The organism is Variovorax sp. GW821-FHT09B05, from assembly GCF_059418265.1.
In genome coordinates this window covers 25,646-51,809 of the sequence record NZ_JBWKPN010000016.1, presented here as the reverse complement: position 1 = coordinate 51,809, position 26,164 = coordinate 25,646, and the positions used below count along the sequence as shown (strand labels likewise).

Genomic DNA, 26,164 nt, shown 5'->3' with positions numbered 1-26,164 from the left:
GAAAGGATAATGGGGACCATGGCCACACCATCGTCCCCTTTTTCTTTGCTCGGCGACCTGTTCAATCGCGTCGGCGAGCGCCTGCAGCCGCCGCCCTGGGCCGTGCACGAGATCCAGCACCGCGCCGTGCTGTTCCTCAACCATGTGCTGCAGCAGGAGCCCGAGGCCCAGCAACGGCTGGTGCGCCAGCAGGGCCGCGTGGTGCGCTTCCAGTGGCGCTTCGTCACGATGGAGCTGGTGGCCACGCCCGCCGGCCTGCTCGACTTGGCGCCGCCGGGCTCGCTGCCCGAGCTCACGCTGTCGGTCACCGATGACAACCCCTTCGAGATCGCGCGCGCCACGCTGCGCGGCGACAAGCCCTCGGTGCAGATCGTGGGCGACGTGCAGCTCGCGGCCGAGGTCAACTGGCTGGTCGACCACGTGCGCTGGGACGTCGAGGACGACCTCGCGCGCGTGATCGGCGATGTGCCCGCGCATGCCATCGGCAATGCGGTGCGGCGCGTGGTGGGCGCATTGCGCCAGTTCGTGGGCAACCGCGCGGCGGCCGGCAGATCCGGTATCGGTTCGGCGGGCACCGCCGAATGAGCCGCTTCTATCGCAGCCTCTTCATCGTCTGGGTCGCGCTGCGCTACGGCCTCGACGAGCTCGTGCTCACGAGCTTCCAGAAGCCCTGGCTGCGGGTGGTCGCACGCATCGTCTCCTTCGGCCGCCGGCTCGACGCACCGCGTGGCCAGCGGCTGCGCGAGGCGCTCGAGCGGCTGGGCCCGATCTTCGTCAAGTTCGGTCAGGTGCTCTCCACGCGGCGCGACCTGCTGCCGCCCGACATCGCCGACGAGCTGACCTTCCTGCAGGACCGCGTGCCGCCGTTCCCCTCGGCGGTGGCCGTGGCGACCATCGAGCGCGCGTTCCGCCGGCCTGTCGGCGACGTGTTCGTGCAGTTCGACGAAACGCCGATCGCGAGCGCCTCGATCGCGCAGGTGCACTTCGCGACCATCCGCACCGGCGACGGCCAGCTGCGCGAGGTGGCGGTCAAGGTGCTGCGCCCCAACATGCGCGGCGTGATCGAGAAGGACCTGGGCCTGATGGCCATGATGGCCGGCTGGGTCGAGAAGCTCTCGCCCGACGGCAAGCGGCTCAAGCCGCGCGAGGTGGTGGCCGAGTTCGACAAGTACCTGCACGACGAGCTCGACCTGGTGCGCGAGGCCGCCAATGCCGCGCAGCTGCGCCGCAACATGGCTTCGCTCGACCTGGTGCTGATCCCCGAGATGTTCTGGGACTTCTGCCATCCCGAGGTGATCGTGATGGAGCGCATGAACGGCGTGCCGATCGCGCAGCTCGAGCGGCTACGCGCCGCGGGCGTCGACATCCCGAAGCTCGCGCGCGATGGCGTCACCATCTTCTTCACCCAGGTGTTCCGCGACGGCTTCTTTCATGCCGACATGCACCCGGGCAACATCCAGGTCAGCCTCGAGCCCCAGACCTTCGGGCGCTACATCTCGCTGGACTTCGGGATCATCGGCACGCTCACCGAGTCCGACAAGGAGTATCTGGCGCAGAACTTCGTGGCCTTCTTCCGGCGCGACTACAAGCGCGTGGCCGAGCTGCACCTCGAGAGCGGCTGGGTGCCCGAGGGCACGCGCATCGACGAGCTCGAGGCCGCGATCCGCACCGTCTGCGAACCCTACTTCGACCGGCCGCTCAAGGAGATCTCGCTCGGCATGGTGCTGATGCGGCTGTTCCAGACCTCGCGCCGCTTCCACGTCGAGATCCAGCCGCAGCTGGTGCTGCTGCAGAAGACCCTGCTCAACATCGAGGGGCTGGGCCGCCAGCTCGATCCCGAGCTCGACCTCTGGCACACGGCCAAGCCCTTCCTCGAGAAGTGGATGGTCGACCAGATCGGCCCCAAGAAGCTGTTCCAGCAGCTCAAGGACGAGGCGCCGCGATACGCCAAGCTGTTGCCGGAATTGCCGCGCCTGCTGCACGATTTCCTGGAGAATCGGCCGCCCGACCACCGGCGCGAGCTGTTGGAGCTGCTGGCCGCGCAGAAGCGCACCAACCGGTTGCTCCAGTCCATCCTCTACGGTGGCATAGGTTTTGTATTGGGTCTGCTGGCCATGCAGCTGCTGGTGCGCGTTCGACTTTTCTGAACCGCGCGGACGCTGGCCGCCACGGCCTGAAAAAGAGAGGCGTGCTGCCTTGGAATCGAGGAAAGAGGAGAACCTGACGTGCTGCTGACCCTGGTCATCGTCTATCTGTTGCTCACCATCGCCATCGGCCTGTATGCGGCCCGGCGCGTGAAGAACACCACCGACTTCGCGATCGCCGGGCGGCACCTGCCGCTCTTCATGATCGTCACGACCACCTTCGCGACCTGGTTCGGTTCCGAGACGGTGCTGGGCATCCCGGCCAAGTTCATCGAGGGCGGCCTCAACGGCGTGGTCGAAGACCCGTTCGGCGCCGGCACCTGCCTGATCCTCGTGGGCCTGTTCTTCGCGGGCAAGCTCTACCGCATGACGCTGCTGACCATCAGCGACTACTACCGCGAACGCTACGGCCGCGGCGTGGAGGTGGCCTGCACGCTGATCATCATGCTGAGCTACCTGGGCTGGGTCTCGGCGCAGGTCACGGCGCTGGGGCTGGTGTTCAACGTGCTCTCGGGCGGCGCCATCGGGCTGTCGACCGGCATGGTGATCGGCGTGGTCTCGATCCTGGCCTACACGCTGTTCGGCGGCATGTGGTCGGTGGCGGTCACCGACTTCATCCAGATGATCATCCTGGTGGCCGGCCTGGCCATCATCGCGATGTTCGCGGGCAACATGGCCGGCGGCGCCGACAAGGTGGTCGCCTTCGCGGTCAGCAAGGACCTGTTCAAGTTCTGGCCCGAGCCCAACTGGCACGACATGGTCTTCTTCTTCGCCGCTGCCATCACCATGATGCTCGGCTCGATCCCGCAGCAGGACGTGTTCCAGCGCGTGATGTCGGCCAACAGCGTCAAGGCCGCCACGCGCGGCCCGGTGATCGGCGGCCTGGCGTACATCCTGTTCGCCTTCGTGCCGATGTTCCTCGTGGCCAGCGCGCTGCTGATCATGCCGGAGCAGACCGCCACGCTGCTCAAGGAGGATCCGCAGAAGGTGCTGCCCACGCTGGTGCTCGAGAAGATGCCGTTCGTGATGCAGGTGCTGTTCTTCGGCGCGCTGCTGTCGGCCATCAAGTCGACCGCCTCGGCCACCTTGCTGGCGCCCAGCGTCACCTTCACCGAGAACATCTGGCGCCAGTTCCGCCCCGCGGGCACCGACCGCGAGAACCTCCGGACCATGCGCATCACGGTGCTGCTGTTCAGCGCGGCGGTGCTGGCCTATGCGATCCGCATGCAGGGCACGCCGATCTACGAACTGGTCTCGGGCGCCTACCAGGTGCCGCTGGTCGGGGCCTTCATCCCGCTGGTGTTCGGCCTCTACTGGAAGCGCGCCACCACCCAGGGCGCGATCGCCGCGATCCTGTTCGGCATCGGCACCTGGCTGCTGTTCATGGCGATGCCCTGGGGCGCGGTGTTCCCGGCCCAGCTCGCGGGCGTGCTGGCCTCGTTCGCGGGCATGGTGCTCGGCTCGCTGGCGCCGCAATGGGTGGTGAACACTCACACGCCGCACCGCCCGCTGGCGACCGAAACGGCCTGAATCTCGCGCCGGGCGCAATCCCCGGGGCGCCGGCCGGCCGGGGGGCGCCCCTATAATCGAGGGCTTTGCGAGCGGCCGCCCGGTCGCTTTCCCCACTCGATTTCCCATGCCCATCTACGCCTACAAGTGCAGCGCCTGCGGCTTCGCCAAGGATGCCCTGCAGAAGATGTCCGATCCGCCGCTCACGGTGTGTCCGGCATGCGGCGCGAGCGCATTCGAAAAGCAGGTCACGGCGGCCGGATTCCAGCTCAAGGGCTCGGGCTGGTACGTCACCGACTTCCGTGACGGCGGCGGCAAGAAGTCCGAAGCCGCCACCGCGCCGGCCGCCTCGGGCGACGGCGCCGCCAAGTCTGCCGATGCACCCGCCGCCGCGCCCAGCCCGGCTCCCGCGCCGGCCCCTGCACCCGCGCCGGCCGCCAAGAGCGCCGACTGAGGCGCCGAACCGCCCGTCGCTGTCCCAGAGAAGAAACCTCCCGATGCTCGCCCTGCGCAAATGGTTGCTGTCCGGCCTGCTGGTGATCGTGCCGCTGGTCATCACGCTTGGCGTGCTGAACTGGATCATCGGCACGCTCGACCAGACGCTGTGGCTGCTGCCCGAGCAGTGGCAGGTCTGGCTCAGCGACCACCGGGTGCGCGGCCTGGGCGTGCTGCTCACGCTGGCGATCCTGCTGGTGGTGGGCGCCGCCGCGAGCAATTTCGTCGGCAAGCGCCTGCTCGGCTGGGGCGACGCCGTGGTGCGCCGCATCCCGGTGGTGCGCTCGATCTACTCGAGCGTCAAGCAGGTCTCCGACACGCTGTTCTCCGAGAACGGCAACGCCTTCCGCACCGCGGTGCTGGTGCAGTGGCCGCGCGAGGGCGTGTGGACCATCGCCTTCGTCACCGGCGCGCCCGGCAACGAGGTCGCGGAACACCTGGGCAACGAGGAGTTCCTCAGCGTCTACGTGCCCACCACGCCCAATCCCACGGGCGGCTACTTCGTGATGCTCAAGCGCAGCGACTGCATCGAGCTCCTGATGAGCGTGGACGAGGCGCTCAAGTACATCGTCTCGATGGGGGTCGTCGTTCCCGGCAGCCCCGCCAGCATCGCGACGACCAAACCGTCCAACCCATAAAAACGAACGCGCCGCAACGGCGCCGGAATCTAGCCATGGCCATGCGTACTCACTATTGCGGTCTCGTGACCGAAGCCCTGTTGGGCCAGACCGTCACCCTTTGCGGCTGGGTCAACCGTCGCCGCGACCACGGCGGCGTGATCTTCATCGACGTGCGCGACCGCGAAGGCTACGTGCAGGTGGTGTGCGACCCCGATCGCGCCTCGACCTTCGCCGTCGCCGAGAACCTGCGCAACGAGTTCTGCGTGCAGATCACGGGCCTGGTGCGCGCACGCCCCGAAGGCACCACCAACGACCAGCTCAAGAGCGGCAAGATCGAAGTGCTCGCGCACGAGCTCAAGGTGCTCAACCCCTCGGTCACGCCGCCGTTCCTGCTGGACGACGACAACCTGTCGGAAACCACGCGCCTCACGCACCGCGTGCTGGACCTGCGCCGCCCCGCGATGCAGCGCAACCTGATGCTGCGCTACAAGGTGACGATGGAAACGCGCAAGTTCCTCGACGCCAACGGCTTCATCGACATCGAGACCCCGATGCTCGGCAAGTCCACGCCCGAAGGCGCGCGCGACTACCTGGTGCCCAGCCGCGTGCACGACGGCAGCTTCTTCGCGCTGCCGCAGTCGCCGCAGCTGTTCAAGCAGCTGCTGATGGTGGCCGGCTACGACCGCTACTACCAGATCGTGAAGTGCTTCCGCGACGAGGACCTGCGCGCCGATCGCCAGCCCGAATTCACGCAGATCGACATCGAGACCTCGTTCCTGGCCGAGGAAGAGATCCGCGAGATGTTCGAAGGCATGATCCGCAATGTGTTCCGCAACGCCGCGGGCATCGAGCTGCCGGTGTTCCCGACCATGACCTATGGCGAGGCGATGTTCAAGTACGGCTCGGACAAGCCCGACCTGCGCGTGAAGCTCGAGTTCACCGAACTCACCGAGCTGATGAAGCGCGTGGAATTCAAGGTGTTCTCGAACGCCGCCACGATGAAGGGCGGCCGCGTGGTCGCGCTGCGCGTGCCGGGCGGCGGTGCCGAGGGCGGCCTGTCGCGCGGCGAGATCGACGCCTACCAGGAGTTCGTGAAGATCTACGGCGCCAAGGGCCTGGCCTACATCAAGATCAACGACGCGGCGGCCGGCCGCGAGGGCCTGCAGAGCCCGATCGTGAAGAACCTCGACGACAACGCGCTGGCCGAGATCATCGCCCGCACCGGCGCGCGCAACGGCGACATCCTGTTCTTCGGCGCCGACAAGGAGAAGGTGGTCAACGACGCCATCGGCGCGCTGCGCGTGAAGATCGGCCACAGCGCCTTCGGCAAGAAGAGCGGCCTGTTCGACGACCGCTGGGCACCGCTGTGGGTGGTCGACTTCCCGATGTTCGAGTTCGACGAGGAAGGACAGCGCTGGAGCGCCGTGCACCATCCGTTCACCGCGCCGAAGGACGGCCATGAGGACCTCATGGACACCGCGCCCGAGAAATGCATCGCCAAGGCCTACGACATGGTGCTCAATGGCATCGAGATGGGTGGCGGCTCGGTGCGTATCCACCGCGAGGAAGTGCAGAGCAAGGTGTTCCGCGCGCTGAAGATCAGCGCCGAGGACGCGCAGCTCAAGTTCGGCTTCCTGCTCGACGCGCTGCAGTACGGCGCGCCGCCGCACGGCGGCATCGCCATCGGCCTGGACCGCCTCGTCATGCTGATGACCGGCGCCGAGTCGATCCGCGACGTGATCGCCTTCCCGAAGACCCAGCGCGCGCAGGACCTGCTGACGCAGGCGCCGAGCCCGGTCGACGAGAAGCAGCTGCGCGAACTGCACATCCGGCTGCGCAACGTGCAGCCGCAGCAGGCGGCCTGATCGGCGGCGCTTGCTCCGGGAAGGGCGGTGGCTAAAATGGCTAATCACTCCCCGGAAGCCAGCCATGCAGATCACCGCCACCGAAGCCAAGAACCGATTCGGCTACTACCTCGGCCAGGCCGAGCGTGAGCCGGTGCATGTGATGAAGAACGACCGCGTGGCGGTCGTTCTCGTTTCGGCCGCGCGCTTTGCGGAACTCGAGGCGCTGGAGCAGAAGAAGTCGATGGCTCAGCGCAAGCGCGAGTTCAATGCGCAATACAAGGACTGGATCGCCGAGCAGAACGAACTGGTGGAGAAACAGGGCTTGTGGTGCGAGGGGATGGTGGCCTGGCAGGAAGCGCCTTGAATGGCGCAGTTCGATATCTACGAGAACCCTCGGCCCGAGGCGCGCCGGACGGTTCCCTACGTCATCGACGTGCAAAGCGGCCTGCTCGATCACTTGTCGACCCGCCTTGTCATTCCCGTGTTTCGCGTCGGCGCGCGCCAGGCACCGGTCAACTTGTGCCCGCCGGTGGAAATGGGCGGGGAGACCTTGTGCCTGATGCCGCACCTGGCGGCCCCTCTCTCGGCCAAGCTTCTCAAGAAGCCCGTCGCTTCGTTCGCTTCCCGCGCCAGTGAGGTCGCAGCCGCCATGGATGCCGTGCTCAGTGGCTTCTGATACGCGCCCTTTCAAGATCCCCCAGTCCGTACTGGTCGTGATCCACACGCCCGCCCTCGACGTGCTGCTGATCCGCCGCGCCGACGCCGAGACCGAGTTCTGGCAGTCGGTCACGGGCAGCAAGGACGCGGAAGACGAGCCGCTGGCGCTCACGGCCGCGCGCGAGGTCGCGGAGGAGACCGGCATCCTGTGCGGGCAGGGCAGTGCGCTCGCGCCGCAACTGGTCGATTGGGGCCTGCGCAACGTCTACGAGATCTATCCGCGCTGGCGAGCGCGCTATGCGCCGGGCGTGACCCACAACACCGAGCACCTGTTCGGCCTGTGCGTGCCCGAGCGCGTGGTGCCGGTGCTGGCACCGCGCGAGCACACCGACTGGCGCTGGCTGCCGTACCGCGAGGCCGCCGACGCCTGCTTTTCCCCATCGAACGCCGAAGCCATTCTGTTGCTGCCAGAATTTGCGCGATGAACTCGCAGACGCCCAACTTCCGGGTCGCCACCTACAACATCCACAAGGGGGTGCAGGGCATCGGGCCCGCGCGGCGGCTCGAAATCCACAACCTCGGCCATGCCATCGAGCAGCTCGACGCCGACATCGTCTGCCTGCAGGAAGTGCGCAAGATGAACCGCCAGGCGGCGGTGCGCTTTCCGCGCTGGCCCGAGCTGCCGCAGGCCGATTTCCTCGCGCCCGAGGGCTACACGGCGGTCTATGAGACCAATGCCATCACGCGCCACGGCGAGCACGGCAACGCGCTGCTCACGCGCTGGCCGGTGCTGCGCACCAACCACCAGGACATCTCCGACCACCGCTTCGAGCAGCGCGGCCTGCTGCACGTGGTGATGGAGGTCGAAGGGCGGCCGGTGCACGCCATCGTGGTGCACCTGGGGCTCATCAAGGGGAGCCGCGTGCGGCAGGTGGCGCGGCTGCGCGAATTCATCGAGCGCGAGGTGCCGAACGGCGAGCCGGTGGTGGTGGCCGGCGACTTCAACGACTGGGGCGCGCGCATGCGCTATGCGATGAACGCCATGGGCCTGCGCGACACCAGCGACCTGCGCGGCCCGCGCACGCTGACCTATCCCTCGCGGCTGCCGGTGGCGCAGCTCGATTTCATCTACGGCCGCGAGATCGAACCGCTGACCAGCAGCGTGCCGCGCGGCCCGATCTGGGCCCGCATGTCGGACCACCTGCCGCTGGTCACCGACTTCTTGCTGCCGAATTGATAGCAAGGCCCGCAGAAGGAGCGGGCATTCGCGGCCCGAACGGCGGGCATGCATTCACTGGTACGATGGCCCGATGCTGAGGAAAACCGAAGTGGACACGCTCCCCGTTCCCAAAGACGACGACGAGGGCACGCCCGTCTCCGTGAAGATCCGCGAACGCCTGCACGCGGCGCGCCGGCGCTTCAACGCCAACGACAACATCGCCGAGTTCATCCAGCCCGGCGAGCTCGAGGCCCTGCTCGACGAGGTCGAGGTCAAGATGAAGGGCGTGCTCGACAGCCTGGTGATCGACGTCGAGAACGACCACAACACCGACAACACCGCGCGGCGCGTGGCCAAGATGTACGTCAACGAGGTGTTCCGCGGCCGCTACGTGCCGCCGCCTTCGCTGACCGAATTCCCCAATGCCGAGCACCTCAACGAACTGATGATCGTCGGCCCGATCACGGTGCGCAGCGCCTGCTCGCACCACTTCTGCCCGATCATCGGCAAGCTCTGGATCGGCGTGATGCCCAACGAGCACACCAACGTCATCGGCCTGTCGAAGTACGCGCGCCTCGCCGAATGGGTGATGGGCCGTCCGCAGATCCAGGAAGAGGCCGTGGTGCAACTGGCCGACCTGATCCAGGAAAAGACCCAGCCCGACGGCCTCGCGCTGGTCATGGAGGCCGAGCATTTCTGCATGGCCTGGCGCGGCGTGAAGGAAATGGACAGCAAGATGATCAACTCCGTGATGCGCGGCGTGTTCCTCAAGGACCCGAGCCTGCGCCGCGAATTCCTCTCTCTCCTGCCCCGAAAGAGCTGACATGCTGGTCCGACTCCTCTACGCCAGCCGCGCCGTCGACACCAGCCCCGCGGCCATCGAGGCGATCCTCACGCAATCGCGCTCGCACAACACGACCTGCGGCATCACGGGCATCCTCTGCTACGGCGGCGGCACCTTCCTGCAGGCGATCGAAGGCGGCCGCATGGCGATCAGCGAGCTCTACGGCCACATCCAGCGCGATGCGCGCCACAAGGACGTGGTGCTGCTGCACTACGAGGAAATCTTCGAGCGCCGCTTCGGCGGCTGGACCATGGGGCAGGTCAACCTCTCCAAGCTCAATGCCTCCACGCTGCTGAAGTACTCCGAGAAGCCCGAGCTCGACCCGTACAAGGTCTCGGGCAAGGTCTCGCTGGCGTTGCTCGAGGAGCTGATGGCCACGGCGGCCATCGTCGGGCGCCACTGAAATGCGTCGGGGGCCTCGGCCCCCTTTTTGTTGCCCGCCGGCCGGTGGGCGAGCGACTTCCCTGATCTGATCCCGTGCCTCTTTCCGCATTCGCGCTGATCCTGCTTGCAGGGCTCATCCACGCGGGCTGGAACATCGTCGCCAAGAAGGCCAACGGCGACGTGCGCTTCAGCTTCCAGACCAGCGTGTTCAACATGCTCATCTGGGCGCCGGTGGGCATCGTGCTGGGCTGGAACGTGGTGCCCCACTGGGGCGCGACCGAATGGGGCTTCGTCGTGCTCAGCGGCGTGCTGCACATCTTCTATTTCATCGTGCTGCTGCGCGGCTACCGCAAGTCGGACCTCACGGTGGTCTATCCGCTGGCGCGGGGCTCGGGGCCGCTCTTGTCGTCGCTGGTGGCGGTGCTGTTCCTCGGCGAGAAGATCAGCCTCGTGGGCGTGGCGGGCATCGTGGGCGTGGTGGGTGGCGTGTTCCTGGTCGCCGGTGGCCCGAAGCTCTGGCACAAGGCGCACGACCCGGCGCAGCGCGAGCGCGTGCACAAGGGCATCCGCTACGGCGTGCTGACCGGCGGCTTCATCGCGGCCTACACCGTGGCCGACAGCTACGCCGTCAAGTTCCTCGCGATGTCGCCGATCCTGCTCGACTATTTCGGCAACCTCGTGCGCCTGGTGCTGCTGCTGCCGGCCGCGCTGCACGACCGCGCGACCACCGCGCGCATGTGGCGCGCGCAGTGGAAGTACGCGCTGGTGGTGGCGGCCGTGAGCCCGGTGTCGTACGTGCTGGTGCTCTACGCGGTGCAGCAGGCGCCGATCTCGCACGTGGCGCCCGCGCGCGAGGTGTCGATGCTGTTCGCGGCGCTGATCGGCGGCCACCTGCTGCGCGAGGGCGACCGGCTGCTGCGCCTGCTGGGCGCGCTCTTCATCGCCGCGGGCGTGGTGGCGCTCGCGCTGGGCTGAGCCATGAAGCGGACGTGCCCGGGCCCGCTGCTGTTCGGCTGCGACTTCTCGAGCGCACCGACCGCCCGCAAGCCGATCGTGGTCGCCACCGGCGAACCGATGCCCGATGGCGCCGTGGCGTTGCACGAACTGCGGCGCTTCAGCGCGCTCGATGCCTGGAGCCGCTGGCTGCACGCCACGCCGGCCTGGGTCGGCGGTTTCGACTTCCCGTTCAGCCTGCCGCGCGAACTGGTCGAGCACCTGGGCTGGCCCGTGCGCTTCGAGCCGCTGATCGCGCATTACGCCGCGCTCACCCGCGCCCAGATCCGCGAGACCTTCGCGGCCTTCTGCGCCGCGCGGCCGGTGGGCGGCAAGTTCGCGCACCGCGCCACCGATGCGCCCGCGGGTTCCAGCCCGTCGATGAAGTGGGTCAATCCGCCGGTGGCCTTCATGCTGCACGCCGGGGTGCCGCCGCTGCTGTCGGCCGGTGCCCATCTGCCGGGGCTGCGCGCGGTGCAGCCGGCCGATCGGGTGGCGCTCGAGGCCTATCCCGGGCTGCTGGCGCGCGAGCTCATTGGCCGCCGCAGCTACAAGAGCGACGAGCTCGCCAGGCAGACGCCCGAGCGCCGCGCGGCGCGCGCCGAACTGCTGGCCGCACTCGAGGCCGGCCGCACGCGGCTCGGCCTGCGCCTCGTTCTCTCGGCCGGGCAGCGCCGCGAGCTGCTCGACGACCCGCGTGGCGACGACCTCGATGCCGTGCTGTGCCTGGTGCAGGCGGCCTGGGGCCTGCAGCGCGCGGACAGCGCGGGCCCCGGCTACGGCCTGCCCTTGGACATCGATCCGCTCGAGGGCTGGATCGTCTCCGCCTGACCCCGGCCGGGCCCGGTTGTCCTACAGCGCTTCGAGCCGCCGTCGCGGCGCCATCGCCCGATCCGGTCGCTAGATTGACGTCATGGGCCGCCGGCCCATGCGCCCGATCTCCGGGTGCTTCGTGACCGAATCAGGAAGGACATCGCAATGAACAAGGATCAAGTGGCAGGCCGCGTCGACCAGGCCAAGGGCAAGCTCAAGGAAGTCGCCGGCAAGGTCGTGGGCAACGAGAAGCTCGAAGGCGAAGGCGTTGCCGACCAGGCCGCCGGCAAGGTGCAGAGCACCTACGGTGACGTGAAGGAAAAGGCCAAGGACGCGATCAAGTCCGGCGCCGACAAGCTCTGAGGCGACATGGCTGCGGCCCGCGAGGGCGCAGCCTTTTTTCTTTTTATTCCATCGATGTGGAGGTTCCCATGACCATTTCGATACAGCCGTCCGCTTCGCGCACGCGCACCTGGCTCGCCGTGCTGGCGATCGCCGGCGGCAGCCTCGCGCTGGCCGCCTGCGACAAGAACGATGGCCGCACCGCCGGCGAGAAGCTCGACAGCGCCGTGGCGCGCACCGAGCAGGCCGTCGACACCGCGCGCGACAAGACCGTGAAGATGGCCGAGGAGGCCAAGACCCGGATCGACTCGCAGAGCGTGAAGGATGGTGCCGCCAACGCGAAGGAAGCCGTGAAGGACGCCGGCAGCGCCGTCGCGAACACGGTGGACGACGCGGCCATCACCGCCGCCATCTCGGCCGGCCTGGCGAAGGATCCCGACCTCAGCGCCATCAAGATCGACGTCGACACCAAGGCCGGTGCCGTGAGCCTGCAGGGGCCCGCGCCGAGCGCCGCCGCCAAGGAGCGCGCCGAGCAGATCGCCAAGGGCGTGCAGGGCGTGACCTCGGTCGACAACCGGCTCGAGGTGAAGGGCTGAGTTTTTCGAGTCTTCGGACTCGTTTCCTCCCGCCCCCAAAGAAAAAGCCCGGCATGTCCGGGCTTTTTCTTGGGCGGTGGCGGGTGTCAGTGGCCCAGCCAGTCCTTCAGCTCGTCGGCGTGCTCTTCCTCGTCCGAGAGGATGTCCTCGAGCATGCGGCGGGTGGTCGGGTCCTTGTCGCCGATCAGGTTGATCATCTGGCGGTACGACTCGACCGCGATGCGCTCGGCCACGAGGTTGGCGCGCACCATGGCCTGCAGGTCGGTCGATTCGTCGTAGCCGGCATGGCTGCGTTCGCGCAGGTGATCGGGCGCGAAATCGGGTTCACCGCCCAGCTGCACGATGCGTTCGGCGATGCGGTCTGCATGGCCCGATTCCTCGTTGGCATGCACCAGGAATTCGTCGGCGATGGCCGGCGACTCCACGCCGTTGGCGGTGAAGTAGTGGCGCTTGTAGCGCAGCACGCAGACCAGCTCGGTGGCGAGCGCGTCGTTGAGCAGCTTGACGATGTCGTCGCGCCACGGGCCGTAGGCCGGAGTGACGGCGCCGTCGTCGAGGCTGTGGGCCGCGGCATCGAGGCCCTTCTGGTCCAGCACCAGGTGCTGGTGGTCCTTCGCCGGAGTGGAGGCATTGGCTTTCATGGGGGATCCTTTCGTGGGGGAGTTGTTTTCTGCTGCATGAGCGTGTTCACGATGTCGGCCAGGTCGGAAGTCTTGAGCACCGCCGCCAGCACCGCCGTCACCGACAGCAGCCGCCAGGGCCTGACCAGCACCACCACCGCGCCGGTGGCCGCGGCAATGGCCATCAGCTTGGCCGGTTCCTTGCGCGCGTAGCGCTCGAGCAGCGGCCGGGCCAACTGGCCCGCCGCATGCGCCGGATGGCGGCGCCACCAACGCTCGGCCATGCTGCGCGCGACCGAGGCCCAGACGCGGGCATTGCCGCCGCGTCCATCGCCCGCATCGTGCGCGCGCTGGCCTTCGAAGGCGGCACCGGCATCGTCGGGGTCGGACTGCGCGAAGGCCGCTTCGGCATCGCGCCGAGCACGTTCCTGCTGCGGCGTGCGCGGTTCCGGCTCGGGTTCGCGTCCACCGTTGAGTTCGCGCACCAGCGCGCGGCGCGACAGCGCCAGCCGTTCCTTGGGGCTCAGGACGGCGCGGGGATCAGTGCCGGCCATGGCGGCCTCCGGCTTCGTGAAGGGCCTGCAGGTCGGCGTCGACCTGCGCACGCAGATCGTCGAACCCATGGGCGATGAAGGGACGGGATGCGATCCAGGCGCAGATCGCGGCGATCGCCAGCGCCACGCCGGGAACCGCGATCAGCACCCAATGAAAACTGCCGTGCAGCACGCCCAGCAGCACCGCCACGCCGATGAGTCCCAGCGCCAGCACGAAGGTGGCTGCGGCCAGGATGCCCGCGACGATGCGGGCGATCAGCCCGCGGGCCGCAGTGCCCGACTCTTGCCGGACCAGGGCCGCGTAGTTGGCGATGTGTTCGGCGATGAGCTCCGGGTGCCCGAGCACCGTGGAAAAGATCGGATGAAGCATGGTGCTGCGGAGCGGGGCCGATGCTTCAGGCGATCAATAGTCGTCCCGACGGCGGCTGGCCAGCACGATCAGTGCGGTGATGGCGGCACCGGCCGCGGCAGCGATCAGCACCGAGCGCACGGGCTGGTCCGAGATGTAGCGGCCGGTCGAGTCGGCGGCCTGTTCGAGGCGGCGCTGGGCACGGGCGCTGGTGGTCGATGCGGCATCGAGGCCGCGCTGAACGGCCTGCTGCACGCGCGCTGCGAGCTGTTCGACCGCCGGTTCCGCGTCGCGACGCAGCTCGCGGACCTTTTCGCCCGCCGCATTCACCGCATTCTGTGCATAGGCACGCGTGGTATCGACAGCGTCGTTGGCGGTCTGGCGTGCGTCATCGGCGAGTTGCTGGGGGGTCTTGGTCGTGTTCATGAAAAGTCCTTTCCGGGAATGATTTGCGAGAGCCTGTGAATCGTACCGACGCTACTTGCTTCGTAGCAAGCCGGCCAGGAAGCTCGCGATGGCGAGTACTGCGAAGATCACGAAGAGGATCTTGGCGATGCCGACGGCGCTGGCGGCGATACCGCCGAAGCCGAACAAGGCGGCGATCAGCGCGATGACCAGAAAGACCACTGCGTAGTGCAACATGCGGAACTCCTTGGAGGCTGCCCTCGTTGTTGGAAAAGCCGCGTGTCCGATGGGGAGGAACACGGCATGGACAGACCTTAAGGGTCGGCCCATGGCGGACCTGTCAGTGGCAGGGGGGGCGGGGCGTAGGAGATGGCCGAGTCCGCCCGGCCGCCCGTGAAATCGCGTGAAATCCGGCACGAATGCGCCGGCACGCGAGGCAGGGCGTCGGGCCTACGCCACCGGCAGCATCGCCGCGATGCGCGTGCCGTGCCCGGGCGTCGATTCCACCGTGAGCTTGCCGTGCGCCGCTTCCACGCGGTGGCGCATGCCGGCCAGGCCATGGGTCGACGGGCGCATCTTCAGGGCGTCGAAGCCCTTGCCGTTGTCGACCACCTCGACCACCACGTGCGTGCCGTGGTCCTTCATCGAGATCGTGGCCTCGGTGGCCTCGGCGTACTTGCCGATGTTGGTCAGGCTCTCCTGCACCATCCGGTAGATGGTGAGCTGGCGCGACTCGTCGGTGCTGACCGGCTCCAGCTGCATGTCGACGTGGATGCCCGAACGTTCGCCGAACTCGCGCCCGAGGATCTCGAGCGAGGCCACCAGCCCCAGGTTGGCCAGCGAGGAAGGGCGCAGGTCCTCGATGATGCGGCGCTTGAGCGCGATGCCGCTGTTGAGCAGCTCGGTCAGATGCTGCAGCCGCTGGATCGCATCGGGCGAATCGGCCAGCCGCGACTTCAGCCGCGCCACGTCGAGCTTGGCGGCGGTCAGCAGCGAGCCCAGTTCGTCGTGCAGCTCACGCGCCAGGAAGCCGCGCTCGGTCTCGCGCACGTCCTGCAGGTGGGTCGCCAGCTCGGCCAGCGAGGTGGTGCGCTCGCGCACCTCGTCCTCCAGGGCATTGCGCTCGCGCTGCAGGGTCTCCTGCTGGCGCTCGCCGATCGAGCGCAGCACGTGCGTCTGGCGCAGGTACAGGAAGAAGGCGAACAGGGCCGCCAGCGCCACGATGCTGGTGCCGAAGCGCGCCAGCCGCAGCGACAGCATCACCTGGGTCTGGCTGTCGTGCAGGGTCTTGTTGCTGAGCTCCACCAGGCCCCGGGCCTTCTCGCGGATGGAATCCATCTCCTCGCGGCCGACGTCGGTGGTGATGACGAACTTCCAGGCGTCCTCCTTGCCGTCCGAGCGCAGGCGCACGCTCATGTCCATCTCGGACACCTTGCGCAGCACGTGTTTCGACAGCTCGGCCAGCTGGGCCGTCTCGGCCGGCCGGCCGGCATACTGCTGGCGCAGGCTCGCCAGGTTGCCGTCGATCTGCTGGATGGCGTTGTCGTAGGGTTGCCGATAGGCGGCTTCCCCTGTCAGCAGATAGCCGCGCTGGCCCGTTTCTGCATCGAGGATGTTCTGCAGCAGCTGGTTGAGCACGCTGCGCACCTTCTGGGCGGCGTCGATCTCGGCCAAGGCGATACTGGACTGCCGGTAGCCCGCCTCGTTGATGCCGACGAGCGCCAGCGCCGCCAGTGCCGCGAGCAGCAGGCTCAGGGCCATTTTGGGGAAGGCTAGCCAACGCATGAAACTATTGAGTCCGCTTTCAAGACAAGATCGTGAATAATTGACAACGATCAGGGAACCGGCATGTTGCGGCCCGCGGACCGGCAACACAACGACGAAAGTAACAGATGATCAAAATTGGAATTGTGGACGACCACGCCATCGTGCGATCGGGCCTCAGGCAGTTCTTCTCCGAGCACGTGGATCTGCGCGTGGCCGGCGAGGCCGCCAGCGGTCGCGAGGCGATCGAACTCGTGCGCACGACCGAACTCGACGTGCTGGTGATGGACCTGTCGATGCCGGGGCAAAGCGGGATCGATGCGCTCGCCATGATCCGTGCCAAGGCGCCCGACGTCGGCATCCTGATCCTGAGCGGGTACCCCGAGGAGCACTACGCGATGAACCTGATCCGGCAGGGCGCGAGCGGTTACCTCAACAAGGAGTGCGACCCGATGGAGATCGTCAACGCGATCCGCACCATCGCGCTGGGCCGTCGCTACATCACCCCCGCCGTCGCCGAACTGCTGGCCCGCCAGCTCGACCGCAAGGACGACGCCGCGCCGCACGAGCAGCTCTCGGAACGCGAGTTCCAGGTGTTCCTGAAGCTGGCCAAGGGCGAGACCGCGGGCGACATCGCCAAGACGCTGTCGCTGTCGGTGAAGACCGTGAGCACCTACCGCACGCGGCTGATGGAGAAGATGAACCTCTCCTCCAACAGCGACCTCACGTACTACGCCCTCAAGAACAAGCTGATCGACTGAGAGAGCCACCGTTCGCGCCGGGGCTCAGCCCGGCCCCGGTGGCTGCGACGCCACCGCGCGCAGGCAAAAGTCGACCAGCGCGTCGATCTCGTTGGACTTGTCGAACACCGCGTCCACGCCGAACTGCGCACAACGCCTGCGGATGTCGGGCGTCGCATAGTTGCTGAGCACCACCACCTTCTGTTCGGGGCGCCGCTCGGTGCAGGCCTTCAGCACGCCCAGCCCGCTGCCCTGCTTGAGGAACAGATCGACCACCGCGAGGTTCCATTCGGCGGCATGGGTGCGCAGCCATTCGATCGCGTGGTCTTCGGTTTCCGCATAGCCGACCACCACGGTGCGCGCCAGTTCTTCCAGGGTGCCGATGAGGTTTTCACGGATCGTGAGGTTGTCCTCGACGATGTAGGTCTTCAATCTGGAATCCATGACGAACCGCGCTTCCTCCGACGTTGCCCGAATGATGTGTGCCGCGCGGCCGGCGCTCTGAGACAGAGGGCTGGTGCTGGCTGGACCGGGCTCTGGACGATGAGGCCTCCCTGCCGCGCATCATGCAGGGTTCAGTGCGAGGCATCTGTAGGCGGGTTCCGACGCACCCGCAGGCGAGGGCCCTGGCGTCGCTCGGCGCGCGGTAGGTGATGCCGTACGCGGGTTGCGGCCCTGCGCCGACCTGGACGGCGCGCGCGATGCGGTCATCATGCAGGCATGGCGATGGATCACACCCGCACCCTCCCGCGCAGATTTCCGCTGTGGCAGAAGCTGATCGTGCTGCTGCTCGCGCTGTTCGCGGCGCTGGTGATCGCCATCCTGTTCTTCCCCTGGGACGTGCTGCGCGAGCCGGTCAACCGTTACGTGAGCGAGAAGACCGGCCGCAAGTTCGAGATCACGCGCCGGCTCGACGTCGATCTCGGCTGGCGCCGCGCCACCGTCAAGTTCGACGGCATCGAGTTCGCCAACCCCTCGTGGGCGCGCGACCCCTACCTCGTGAAGGCCGAGCGCGCCGAGTTCGACATCCGCCTCTGGCCGCTCATTTCGCGCCGCATCGACATCCCGCGCCTGGTGCTCGCCTCGCCCACCGTGGGCCTGCAGATGGAAGCCGACGGCCGGCGCACCTGGGCCTTCGGCAAGGACACCTCCGACGCCGGCACCGCGCCCGTGATCGGCACCATCGAGATCGACGGCGGCGCCATCGACTTCCTGGCCAAGCACCTGGGCGTGGACATCCATGCCGACGTCAGCTACGACACCGCGCGCGGCGCGCTGCCGGTGCACTACCGCATCAAGGGCCGCTACAAGGGCCAGCCGCTCACGGCCCAGGGCCGCACCGGCAACGTGATGCAGATCAACGCGGCCGGCGCGCCGCCGTTCCCGCTCGAGATCGACGCGGCCGCGGGCCAGACCAAGCTCAAGGCCAGCGGCACCGTGGGCTCGCTCGCGGACCTCGACGGCATCGATGCCAAGTTCGACATCCGCGGCCAGACCCTGGGCGCGCTGTTCCCGCTGCTGGGCATCGCGCTGCCGCAGACCTCGCCCTACGCGGTGCGCGGCACCCTGAGCAAGCGCGGCAGCCTGTGGGAGGCCAAGGCGCTGCAGGGCAAGCTGGGCCTGTCCGACATCGGCGGCGACATGCGTTTCGACCAGGCCGCCCAGGTGCCCTACCTCGCGGGCGAACTGCGCTCCAAGGTGATGGACATGGACGACCTCGGCCCGCTGATCGGCCTGCCGCCGACCGCGCGCACCGCCGCCACCGTCGAGGGCGTGGCGCCGCCGCCGACCGTGACCCAGGTCAAGCGCCCGGGCGGCAAGGTGCTGCCGACCGCGCCGCTGGACTTCGAGCGCCTGCGCGCGATGAATGCCGACGTGAAGTACACGGCCGAGCGCATCCGCAACGTGCGCGAGGTCCCGCTCGACAGCGGCAGCGTGCAGGTCAAGCTCAAGGACAGCGTGCTCACGCTCGACCCGCTCGAGCTCGGCGTGGCCGGCGGCAAGCTGGCCGGCGCGATCCGCATCGACGGCTCGAAGAACCCGGCCGACATCCGCGCCGCGCTCGACGTGCGCGCGATGCAGCTCGCGCGACTGTTCCCCAAGCTCGAGACCACCGGCAACAGCCTGGGCCGGCTCGACGGCCGCATCAACCTCTCGGGCTCGGGCAGCACCGTGGCCAACTGGCTCGGCGGCGCCTCGGGCGATGTCGCGGTGCTGGCCGGCCGCGGCCAGTTCGGCAACCTGCTGCCGGTGTTCGCGACGCTGGTGGGCGGCGACATCCTCAAGTTCCTGCTGCGCGGCGACCGCGACGTGGAACTGCGCTGCGCGGCCGTGGCCTTCGACGTGAACAAGGGGCTGGCGACCGGCCGCACCCTGCTGGTGGACACCACCAATGCGCTGTTCACGGCCACGGGACAGGCCAATTTCGCCACCGAGGGGCTGGATTTCGTGATCCACCAGGAGCCCAAGAGCAAGAGCCTGCTGTCGATCCGCACGCCGCTGGTGGTCAGCGGCAGCTTCGGCGATCCAAAGGGCGGGCTGCAGGTCGGGCCGCTGGCGGGCCGTGGACTGGCGGCCCTGGCACTGGGCGCGGTCAACCCGCTGCTGGCGCTGGCCGCGACCATCGAGACCGGCCCCGGCGAGGATTCCGACTGCAAGGCGGTGCTGGCCCAGGCCAACAAGCCGACCGCCGGCGCGGCCGCCAACGGCGCGGCGCGGGCCAAGGGCGCGAAGCAGCAGCCCTGACCCCCGAGCGGGGCTAGGGTGCGGCGCGCTGCGCCGCGCAGACGCCGCAGTGCGGATCGCGCGCCACGCGCAGGGTGTCGAACGAGGCGCTGCGCCCGTCGAACATCAGCAACCGGCCCGCCAGCGACGGCCCGATGCCCGCGAGCAGCTTGAGCGCCTCGAGCGCCTGCAGGGTGCCGATGGTGCCGACCACCGGCCCGAACACCCCGAGCACCGCGCACAGCGTCTCCTCGAAGGCCGCGTCGGGCGGGAACAGGCAGGCATAGCAGGGCGAGGCCGGATCGCGCACGTCGTACACGCTGAGCTGCCCGTCGAAGCGGATCGCGGCCCCCGCCACCAGCGGCTTGCCGTGCGCCACGCAGGCGCGGTTGACGGCCTGGCGCGTCACGAAGTTGTCGGTGCAGTCGAGCACCACGTCGGCCGCGGCGACCAGCGCCGACAGCTGGTCGGCGTCGGGGCGCAGCACGTGGGTCTCGATGGCGATGCCGGGATTGATGTCGCGCATGGCCTGCGCTGCCGACGCCACCTTGGGCTGGCCCACACGCGCCTCGGTGTGGGCGACCTGGCGCTGCAGGTTGGTCAGGTCGACCTCGTCGTCGTCGACCAGCACGATGCGCCCCACGCCCGCCGCCGCGAGGTAGAGCACGGCCGGCGACCCCAGCCCGCCGGCGCCGATCACCAGCACCCGGCCGGCGCTCACGCGCGCCTGGCCATCGATGCCGAACTCCTCGAGCAGGATGTGGCGCGAATAGCGCAGCAGGTCGTCGTCTTCGTTCATGGCGGGGGAGAAAGCAAAAGGGACCGGTCTGGCCGGTCCCCTGCGGTGGGATGCGAAGTCGGAGCGTCCGGAAGGGGCTCGCGCCCCGGCCGGTCAGTTCTCCTTCTTCTCTTCCTTGTTGTCGACGATCACCTGCGTCTTGCTGACCAGCACCGGCTGGCCCTTGAGGCGGTTGAGCGCCTGCACCAGCGGGAAGTCCTTGTCGGAGCCGAACTCGGGCACCTTGCGGTCCTGCGGCGGCTTCTTGGCTTCTTCCTCGAGGCGCTTGCGGGCCTCGTCGCGGGCCTTCTCGCGCTCGGGGTCCTTCACCTCGGGGCCCTGGCCGCTGGCCAGGTGCTTCTCGAGGTCGGCCTCGCGCATGCGCAGCGCGGCGAAGGGGCTGCCCTCGGCGCTCTCGTCGACCAGCACGTTCGGCACGATGCCCTTGGCCTGGATCGAGGTGCCGCTGGGCGTGTAGTAGCGCGCGGTGGTGATCTTCAGGCCGGTGTCGGGGCCGAGCGGGCGCACGGTCTGCACCGAGCCCTTGCCGAAGGTCTGGCTGCCCATGATGGTGGCGCGCTTGTGGTCCTGCAGCGCGCCCGCGACGATCTCGCTGGCCGAGGCCGAGCCTTCGTTCACGAGCACCACCAGCGGCACCGACTTCAGCGAGGCCGGCAGGCTGCGCAGCGGGTCGCTGCCGGAGCGGCGCTGGTAGAACTCGGGCGCCGCCTTGTAGACCGCCTTGCTCTCGGCGAGCTGGCCGTCGGTGGTGACCACCGTGGCGTTCTCGGGCAGGAAGGCCGCCGACACCGCCACGGCCGCGTCGAGCAGGCCGCCCGGGTCGTTGCGCAGGTCGAGCACCAGGCCCTTGAGGTTCGGGTCTTCCTTGTACAGGTCGTCGATCTTCTTCACGAAGTCGTCGACCGTGCGCTCCTGGAACTGCGACAGGCGGATCCAGCCGTAGCCCGGCTCGATCATCTTGCCGCGCACCGATTGGGTGCGGATTTCCTCGCGCGTGATCGTGACCGGGAAGGTGCGGCTCTCGTCCTTGCGGAAGATCGTCAGCAGCACCTTGGTGTTGGCCTCGCCGCGCATGCGCTTGACCGCCTCGTTGAGCGACAGGCCGCGCACCGCGGTGTCGTCGATCTTGGTGATCAGGTCATTGGGCTTGAGGCCGGCACGGAACGCGGGCGAGCCCTCGATCGGGGAGACCACCTTGATCAGGCCGTCTTCCTGCGAGATCTCGATGCCCACGCCGACGAAGCGGCCGGTGGTGCCTTCCCTGAATTCCTTGAAGGACTTCTTGTCGAAGTACTGGGAATGCGGGTCGAGCCCGGCGACCATGCCGGAGATGGCGTCGGAAATCAGCTTCTTCTCGTCGACCGGTTCGACGTAGTCGCTCTTGACCATGCCGAACACGGCAGCGAGCTGCTGCAGTTCCTCGAGCGGCAGTGGCGCGAGCGAGCCGCGCGCGACGGTCTGCAGCGAGGCGGTGGTCAGGACGCCTGCAACGGCGCCGGCGGCGACCCAGCCGGTGATCTTGAGTTTCTGGCCCATGGGTAAGTGTCCTTGTCGGCTGTCGAACCAATATACACAGCTTGGAAACAAATTGCCCGCCGGGGTTCCACGGGTGGAGCGGCGGGCACGGTTTTTCTACAGCGCGGCTTCAGCCTTTGCCTTGCGAGGCGACCGCGGCGGCGGCTTTCTCGGCGGCGGCGGCATCGCCCAGATAGTAGTGCCGCAGCGGCTTGAGATCGTCGTCGAGCTCGTACACCAGGGGAATGCCGTTCGGGATGTTCAGGCCGACGATGTCGTCGTCCGAGATGCCGTCCAGGTACTTCACCAGCGCGCGGATCGAGTTGCCGTGCGCCGCCACCACGAGGCGGCGGCCGGTGCGGATGGCCGGGGCCATCGACTCGTTCCAGAACGGCAGCACGCGCGCCACCGTGTCCTTCAGGCATTCGGTCAGCGGGATCTGCTCGGGCGAGAGCTTGGCGTAGCGCACGTCGCTGCGTTCGCTGCGCGGGTCGTCGGCTTCCAGCGGCGGGGGCGGCGTGCTGTAGCTGCGGCGCCAGACCAGCACCTGCTCGTCGCCGTACTTCTTGGCCGTTTCGGCCTTGTTCAGGCCCTGCAGGCCGCCGTAGTGGCGTTCGTTGAGGCGCCACGAGTGCACCACCGGCAGCCAGGTGCGGTCGAGTTCGTCGAGCGTGTGCCACAGGGTGCGCGTGGCGCGCTTGAGCACGCTGGTGTAGGCCACGTCGAAGTCGTAGCCCTCGGCCTTCAGCAGCCGGCCCGCCTGCTTGGCCTGCTCGACGCCGGTCTCGGTCAGGTCGACGTCGGTCCAGCCGGTGAAGCGGTTTTCGAGGTTCCAGGTCGATTCGCCGTGGCGGATCAGTACCAGTTTGTGCATGTCGGAGGCCTTTGGCAGCGCTTTGTAAACCCGACATTCTAAAATCCCGGGTTTGCCTCTCTCCAAGGAACCCTCGTGAAATTGATCGAATTCGTCACTGCGAACTGGATGCTGGTCCTGATCGTGCTCAGCTCGGGCGCCATGCTGGCCTGGCCGCTGATTCGCGGCGCGGGGGGCGGCACGCTGACGGCCGACGCGGCGGTGCACCTCATCAACCGCGAGCGCGCGGTGCTGGTCGACCTGCGCGATCCCGAGGAATTCGCCGCCGGCCACATGATCGGCGCCAAGAACGTGCCGCTGGCCCAGCTCGAGGAAAAGCTGGCCTCCACGGTCAAGAACAAGAACCTGCCGCTGCTGCTGGTGTGCGAGAACGGCTCGCGCGCGCAGCGCGCTGTGGCCGCGGCCAAGAAGCTGGGTTACGAGCAGGCCCAAGCGGTGTCCGGCGGGCTCAAGGCGTGGAAAGCGGCTAATCTGCCGGTTGAAAAGGCCTGAACCCCACCGAGATACGAACCATGCAAGCCGTCAAGATGTACACCACCGCCGTGTGCCCCTACTGCACACGCGCCAAGCAGATCCTCAAGTCCAAGGGCGTCGAGCAGATCGAGGAGATCCGCATCGACAGCGATCCCCAGGCGCGCATGGCCATGATGGAGATCACCCAGCGCCGCACGGTGCCGCAGATCTTCATCGGCGACACCCACGTGGGCGGCTGCGACGACCTGATGGCGCTCGACAGCCGCGGCGGCCTGGTGCCGCTGCTGCAGGGCCAGGCGGCCTGATCCGGACCCGGCCGACCGCCGGTCCGTAGCCGTCACATCGCAGGGCGATAATCGCCCGTTCACCATCTGCGGCCCGCCGCGGGAAACCATCCCCCGGCGGGCCTTGTTTTGACCCTCGAAAGTTCAGCCATGGCCGACCAGCAAGCCCAAGATCCCGTGTTCCAGATCCAGCGCGTCTACCTCAAGGACCTGTCGCTCGAACAACCCAACTCGCCCGCGATCCTGCTGGAACAGGAACAGCCCACCGTCGACATCCAGCTCGGCGTGGACGCCCAGCCCGTGGCCGACGGCATCTTCGAGGTGTCGGTGTCCGCCACCGTGCAGACCAAGATCGGCGACAAGACCGTGTTCCTGGTCGAAGCCAAGCAGGCCGGCATCTTCGAGATCCGCAACCTGCCCGAAGACCAGATGGGCCCGATCCTCGGCATCGCCTGCCCGCAGATCGTCTACCCCTACCTGCGCGGCAACGTGGCCGACGTGATCCAGCGCGGCGGCTTCCCGCCCGTGCACCTGGCCGAGATCAACTTCCAGGCCATGTACGAGCAGCAGCAGGCACAGGCCGCCGGCCAGCCTTCGCCCATCATCACGCAGTAAGCCCGACGGCACGCAACGCCGCGACGCCGATGAAGATCTGCGTTCATGGCGCCGGCGCCTGGGGCACGGCGGTGGCCGTCAATGCGGCCGCCCGCCACGAGGTCACGCTGTGGGCCCGCGACGCGGCCCAGGCCGAGACCATCTCCCGGGCCCGCGAGAACACCCGCTACCTGCCGGGGCTGGCACTGCCAGCCTCGCTCTCGGTGCGCGCGGGCGGCATCGGCCAGGCGCAGGCCGGCGCCGACCTGGTCATCGTGGCCACGCCCATGGCCGCGCTGCGCCAGCAGCTAGAAACCCTGCGCGACAGCGGCACCCGCGTGCCGGTCGCCTGGCTCTGCAAGGGCGTGGAGCCCGCGCAGGCCGCGAACACCACCGCTTCCTCCTTCGGCCTGCTGGCCCACGAGATCCGCGCGCAGGTCGCGCCTGAGCTGCTGGCCGGCGTGCTCAGCGGCCCGAGCTTCGCGCAGGAAGTGGCCGAGGGCCGCCCCACCGCGCTGGTGGCCGCCAGCCCGCATGCCGCGGTGCGCGACGCGCTGGTCGACGCCTTCCACGGACCCGCGCTGCGGGTCTATGCCAACGACGACATCGTCGGCGTCGAGGTCGGCGGCGCGGTCAAGAACGTGCTGGCCATCGCCACCGGCCTGTGCGACGGCCTCGCGCTGGGCCTCAACGCACGCGCCGCGCTGATCACGCGCGGCCTGGCCGAGATGACCCGCTTCGGCCTCGCGCTCGGCGCCCGCACCGACACCTTCATGGGCCTGTCGGGCCTGGGCGACCTGGTGCTGACCGCCACCGGCGACCTGTCGCGCAACCGCAAGGTCGGCCTGCTGCTGGCCCAGGGCCGCACCCTGGCGCAGGCGGTCGATTCGCTCGGCCACGTGGCCGAGGGCGTCTACTGCGCCCGCACCGTGGTGCAGCGCGCCCGCGGGCTGGGCGTGGAAATGCCCATCGCCGAGGGCGTGGTCGCGCTGCTCGACGGCCGCGTGAGCCCGGCCGATGCCGTGGCCGCGCTCACCGGGCGCGACCCGGTGCCCGAATCGGTCCGGCCGCCGCCCTGAAGGCGGCCCCCATAACAACATCCGGAAGACAAGCCGCCCCATGCGTTCCCGTTTCGATTTCTCCGCGCCGGCCATCGCCGCGCTGGCCCAGGCCGATGCGGCCCGCGCACTGCAGGAGGACGTCGCCGACGGCGACCTCACCGCCTCCCTGGTCGATGCCGGCCGCCGCGCCCACGCGCGCGTGCTGGTGCGCGAGCCGGCCGTGCTGTGCGGCGCGCCCTGGGTCGAGGCCACGCTGGCGCAGCTCGATCCGCAGGTGCGCATCGACTGGCGCTGCGCCGAGGGCGGGCGCTGCGAGCCGAACCAGGTCGTGCTCGAGATGGAAGGCCCGGCCCGCGCGCTGCTGACCGCCGAGCGCACCGCGCTCAACTTCCTGCAACTGCTGAGCGCCGTGGCGACCAAGGCCGCGCTCTACAGCGACATCGTCGAGGGCACGCGCGCGCGCATCGTCGACACGCGCAAGACCCTGCCGGGCCTGCGCCTGGCGCAGAAGTACGCGGTACGCACCGGCGGCGGCCTCAACCACCGCATCGGCCTGTACGACGCCGTGCTGATCAAGGAAAACCACATCGCCGCGGCCGGTGGCGTGGCCGCCGCCCTGCGCGCCGTGGCCCCGGCGGCCGAGCGCGCCGACTTCGTCGAGATCGAGGTCGAGACGCTGGCGCAGCTGCAGGAGGCGCTCGACGCCGGCGCGCGCATGGTGCTGCTCGACAACATGGACCTGCCGACCCTGCGCGAGGCGGTGCGCATCAACGACGCCGCCGGCGAAGGCCGCGCGGTGCTCGAGATCTCGGGCGGCGTCACGCTCGACGGCCTGCGCGAACTGGCCGAGACCGGCGTCGACCGGATCTCGGTCGGCGCGCTGACCAAGGACGTCAAGGCCATCGATTTCTCGATGCGCTTCCAGGACCGCTGAGGGGGACGCG

At 68.5% G+C, this 26,164-nt stretch carries 33 protein-coding genes; 23 read left to right on the top strand and 10 right to left on the bottom strand.

Translation table 11 applies throughout. The annotated features are described in order from the left end of the window. Positions 1-18: 18 nt before the first annotated feature. The 16 genes from AC07RM_RS32095 to AC07RM_RS32020 all read left to right on the top strand — a co-directional run bounded on the left by AC07RM_RS32095 (position 19) and on the right by AC07RM_RS32020 (position 12,463). Entirely contained in the window at positions 19-585 is a 567-nt protein-coding gene (locus tag AC07RM_RS32095) for a hypothetical protein (protein WP_093341266.1), read from the top strand. Continuing rightward, positions 582-2,147 carry a ubiquinone biosynthesis regulatory protein kinase UbiB gene (gene ubiB / locus AC07RM_RS32090; protein ID WP_431510261.1) on the top strand — a complete coding sequence of 522 codons (1,566 nt, stop codon included), beginning with the start codon at positions 582-584 and terminating at the stop codon, positions 2,145-2,147. The genes AC07RM_RS32095 and ubiB overlap by 4 nt, the downstream gene beginning before the upstream one ends. 78 nt (positions 2,148-2,225) lie before the next feature. Continuing rightward, positions 2,226-3,674, top strand: coding sequence for a high affinity choline transporter 1 (locus tag AC07RM_RS32085; protein WP_287753028.1), 1,449 nt, complete (start codon positions 2,226-2,228; stop codon positions 3,672-3,674). Positions 3,675-3,780: 106 nt separating this feature from the next. Continuing rightward, on the top strand, positions 3,781-4,107 hold the full coding sequence (locus AC07RM_RS32080; protein ID WP_296787535.1) for an FmdB family zinc ribbon protein: 327 nt from the start codon (positions 3,781-3,783) through the stop codon (positions 4,105-4,107). Between the two features lie 43 nt (positions 4,108-4,150). Next, positions 4,151-4,786, top strand: coding sequence for a DUF502 domain-containing protein (locus AC07RM_RS32075; protein WP_093340983.1), 636 nt, complete (start codon positions 4,151-4,153; stop codon positions 4,784-4,786). 35 nt (positions 4,787-4,821) lie between these two features. Further along, positions 4,822-6,633, top strand: coding sequence for an aspartate--tRNA ligase (aspS, locus tag AC07RM_RS32070; protein ID WP_093340982.1), 1,812 nt, complete (start codon positions 4,822-4,824; stop codon positions 6,631-6,633). 64 nt (positions 6,634-6,697) lie between these two features. Next, positions 6,698-6,979, top strand: a complete 282-nt coding sequence (locus tag AC07RM_RS32065) for a type II toxin-antitoxin system prevent-host-death family antitoxin (RefSeq protein ID WP_093340980.1) — start codon at positions 6,698-6,700, stop codon at positions 6,977-6,979. Continuing rightward, complete coding sequence (locus AC07RM_RS32060) at positions 6,980-7,291, top strand: CcdB family protein (protein WP_495337058.1); 312 nt, start codon at positions 6,980-6,982, stop codon at positions 7,289-7,291. Next, on the top strand, positions 7,281-7,757 hold the full coding sequence (gene nudB / locus AC07RM_RS32055) for a dihydroneopterin triphosphate diphosphatase (RefSeq protein ID WP_495337057.1): 477 nt from the start codon (positions 7,281-7,283) through the stop codon (positions 7,755-7,757). The genes AC07RM_RS32060 and nudB overlap by 11 nt, the downstream gene beginning before the upstream one ends. Further along, positions 7,754-8,509 (top strand): endonuclease/exonuclease/phosphatase family protein, encoded by a 756-nt coding sequence (locus tag AC07RM_RS32050; protein WP_093340976.1) that lies wholly within the window; start codon positions 7,754-7,756, stop codon positions 8,507-8,509. The genes nudB and AC07RM_RS32050 overlap by 4 nt, the downstream gene beginning before the upstream one ends. A 73-nt stretch (positions 8,510-8,582) precedes the next feature. After that, on the top strand, positions 8,583-9,314 hold the full coding sequence (gene folE / locus AC07RM_RS32045; protein ID WP_093340974.1) for a GTP cyclohydrolase I: 732 nt from the start codon (positions 8,583-8,585) through the stop codon (positions 9,312-9,314). 1 nt (position 9,315) lies between these two features. Next, positions 9,316-9,738, top strand: coding sequence for a BLUF domain-containing protein (locus tag AC07RM_RS32040; protein ID WP_093340973.1), 423 nt, complete (start codon positions 9,316-9,318; stop codon positions 9,736-9,738). Positions 9,739-9,812: 74 nt separating this feature from the next. Further along, the gene (locus tag AC07RM_RS32035; protein ID WP_208507597.1) at positions 9,813-10,694 is read left to right on the top strand and encodes an EamA family transporter; all 882 of its coding nucleotides are present in this window, start codon (positions 9,813-9,815) and stop codon (positions 10,692-10,694) included. Between the two features lie 3 nt (positions 10,695-10,697). Next, complete coding sequence (locus tag AC07RM_RS32030) at positions 10,698-11,543, top strand: DUF429 domain-containing protein (RefSeq protein WP_495337056.1); 846 nt, start codon at positions 10,698-10,700, stop codon at positions 11,541-11,543. Positions 11,544-11,690: 147 nt separating this feature from the next. Next, positions 11,691-11,888, top strand: a complete 198-nt coding sequence (locus AC07RM_RS32025; protein ID WP_093340968.1) for a CsbD family protein — start codon at positions 11,691-11,693, stop codon at positions 11,886-11,888. A gap of 68 nt (positions 11,889-11,956) precedes the next feature. Beyond that, positions 11,957-12,463, top strand: a complete 507-nt coding sequence (locus AC07RM_RS32020) for a BON domain-containing protein (RefSeq protein ID WP_093340967.1) — start codon at positions 11,957-11,959, stop codon at positions 12,461-12,463. An 86-nt stretch (positions 12,464-12,549) separates the two neighbouring features. Here AC07RM_RS32020 and AC07RM_RS32015 read toward each other — a convergent pair whose 3' ends face one another. The 6 genes from AC07RM_RS32015 to AC07RM_RS31990 form a co-directional block, all read right to left on the bottom strand. Further along, positions 12,550-13,104, bottom strand: a complete 555-nt coding sequence (locus AC07RM_RS32015) for a ferritin-like domain-containing protein (RefSeq protein WP_093340965.1) — start codon at positions 13,102-13,104, stop codon at positions 12,550-12,552. After that, on the bottom strand, positions 13,101-13,637 hold the full coding sequence (locus AC07RM_RS32010) for a hypothetical protein (RefSeq protein WP_208507601.1): 537 nt from the start codon (positions 13,635-13,637) through the stop codon (positions 13,101-13,103). Before AC07RM_RS32010 ends, AC07RM_RS32015 begins: the two co-directional genes overlap by 4 nt. Next, on the bottom strand, positions 13,624-14,007 hold the full coding sequence (locus AC07RM_RS32005; RefSeq protein WP_093340962.1) for a hypothetical protein: 384 nt from the start codon (positions 14,005-14,007) through the stop codon (positions 13,624-13,626). Before AC07RM_RS32005 ends, AC07RM_RS32010 begins: the two co-directional genes overlap by 14 nt. Before the next feature lie 33 nt (positions 14,008-14,040). Next, a complete protein-coding gene (locus tag AC07RM_RS32000; protein ID WP_093340961.1) occupies positions 14,041-14,412 on the bottom strand; it encodes a hypothetical protein in 372 nt (123 codons plus the stop codon). Between the two features lie 51 nt (positions 14,413-14,463). Next, positions 14,464-14,628, bottom strand: a complete 165-nt coding sequence (locus AC07RM_RS31995; protein WP_082321940.1) for a DUF1328 domain-containing protein — start codon at positions 14,626-14,628, stop codon at positions 14,464-14,466. 213 nt (positions 14,629-14,841) lie between these two features. Then, positions 14,842-16,152: a CHASE3 domain-containing protein gene (locus tag AC07RM_RS31990; RefSeq protein WP_296787548.1), complete on the bottom strand. Its 1,311-nt coding sequence runs from the start codon at positions 16,150-16,152 to the stop codon at positions 14,842-14,844. Between the two features lie 131 nt (positions 16,153-16,283). Between AC07RM_RS31990 and AC07RM_RS31985 the strand changes: the two genes are divergently transcribed. After that, positions 16,284-16,916, top strand: a complete 633-nt coding sequence (locus tag AC07RM_RS31985) for a response regulator (protein WP_057592041.1) — start codon at positions 16,284-16,286, stop codon at positions 16,914-16,916. A 24-nt stretch (positions 16,917-16,940) separates the two neighbouring features. Here the strand turns inward: AC07RM_RS31985 and AC07RM_RS31980 are convergent, their stop codons facing one another. Next, positions 16,941-17,339 (bottom strand): response regulator, encoded by a 399-nt coding sequence (locus tag AC07RM_RS31980; protein WP_093340958.1) that lies wholly within the window; start codon positions 17,337-17,339, stop codon positions 16,941-16,943. A gap of 282 nt (positions 17,340-17,621) precedes the next feature. On the opposite strand from AC07RM_RS31980, the gene AC07RM_RS31975 reads away from it, so the two are divergent. Next, the gene (locus AC07RM_RS31975) at positions 17,622-19,640 is read left to right on the top strand and encodes an AsmA family protein (RefSeq protein WP_495337055.1); all 2,019 of its coding nucleotides are present in this window, start codon (positions 17,622-17,624) and stop codon (positions 19,638-19,640) included. A gap of 13 nt (positions 19,641-19,653) precedes the next feature. Here AC07RM_RS31975 and AC07RM_RS31970 read toward each other — a convergent pair whose 3' ends face one another. From AC07RM_RS31970 to gpmA, 3 genes are all read right to left on the bottom strand, one after another. Continuing rightward, on the bottom strand, positions 19,654-20,418 hold the full coding sequence (locus AC07RM_RS31970; protein ID WP_296787552.1) for a HesA/MoeB/ThiF family protein: 765 nt from the start codon (positions 20,416-20,418) through the stop codon (positions 19,654-19,656). Positions 20,419-20,511: 93 nt separating this feature from the next. Beyond that, on the bottom strand, positions 20,512-21,954 hold the full coding sequence (locus tag AC07RM_RS31965) for a S41 family peptidase (RefSeq protein WP_093340955.1): 1,443 nt from the start codon (positions 21,952-21,954) through the stop codon (positions 20,512-20,514). Positions 21,955-22,063: 109 nt separating this feature from the next. Then, positions 22,064-22,807, bottom strand: coding sequence for a 2,3-diphosphoglycerate-dependent phosphoglycerate mutase (gpmA, locus tag AC07RM_RS31960; RefSeq protein ID WP_093340953.1), 744 nt, complete (start codon positions 22,805-22,807; stop codon positions 22,064-22,066). 75 nt (positions 22,808-22,882) lie between these two features. On the opposite strand from gpmA, the gene AC07RM_RS31955 reads away from it, so the two are divergent. From AC07RM_RS31955 to nadC, 5 genes are all read left to right on the top strand, one after another. Continuing rightward, positions 22,883-23,299, top strand: a complete 417-nt coding sequence (locus AC07RM_RS31955) for a rhodanese-like domain-containing protein (protein WP_495337054.1) — start codon at positions 22,883-22,885, stop codon at positions 23,297-23,299. A gap of 20 nt (positions 23,300-23,319) precedes the next feature. Further along, positions 23,320-23,586: a glutaredoxin 3 gene (grxC, locus tag AC07RM_RS31950; protein ID WP_057592036.1), complete on the top strand. Its 267-nt coding sequence runs from the start codon at positions 23,320-23,322 to the stop codon at positions 23,584-23,586. A gap of 129 nt (positions 23,587-23,715) precedes the next feature. Beyond that, positions 23,716-24,180 (top strand): protein-export chaperone SecB, encoded by a 465-nt coding sequence (gene secB, locus AC07RM_RS31945; RefSeq protein ID WP_093340950.1) that lies wholly within the window; start codon positions 23,716-23,718, stop codon positions 24,178-24,180. A 29-nt stretch (positions 24,181-24,209) separates the two neighbouring features. After that, positions 24,210-25,238 carry an NAD(P)H-dependent glycerol-3-phosphate dehydrogenase gene (locus AC07RM_RS31940; RefSeq protein ID WP_495337053.1) on the top strand — a complete coding sequence of 343 codons (1,029 nt, stop codon included), beginning with the start codon at positions 24,210-24,212 and terminating at the stop codon, positions 25,236-25,238. Positions 25,239-25,278: 40 nt separating this feature from the next. Then, entirely contained in the window at positions 25,279-26,154 is an 876-nt protein-coding gene (gene nadC, locus AC07RM_RS31935) for a carboxylating nicotinate-nucleotide diphosphorylase (RefSeq protein ID WP_495337052.1), read from the top strand. The last annotated feature ends 10 nt before the right edge of the window (positions 26,155-26,164 follow it).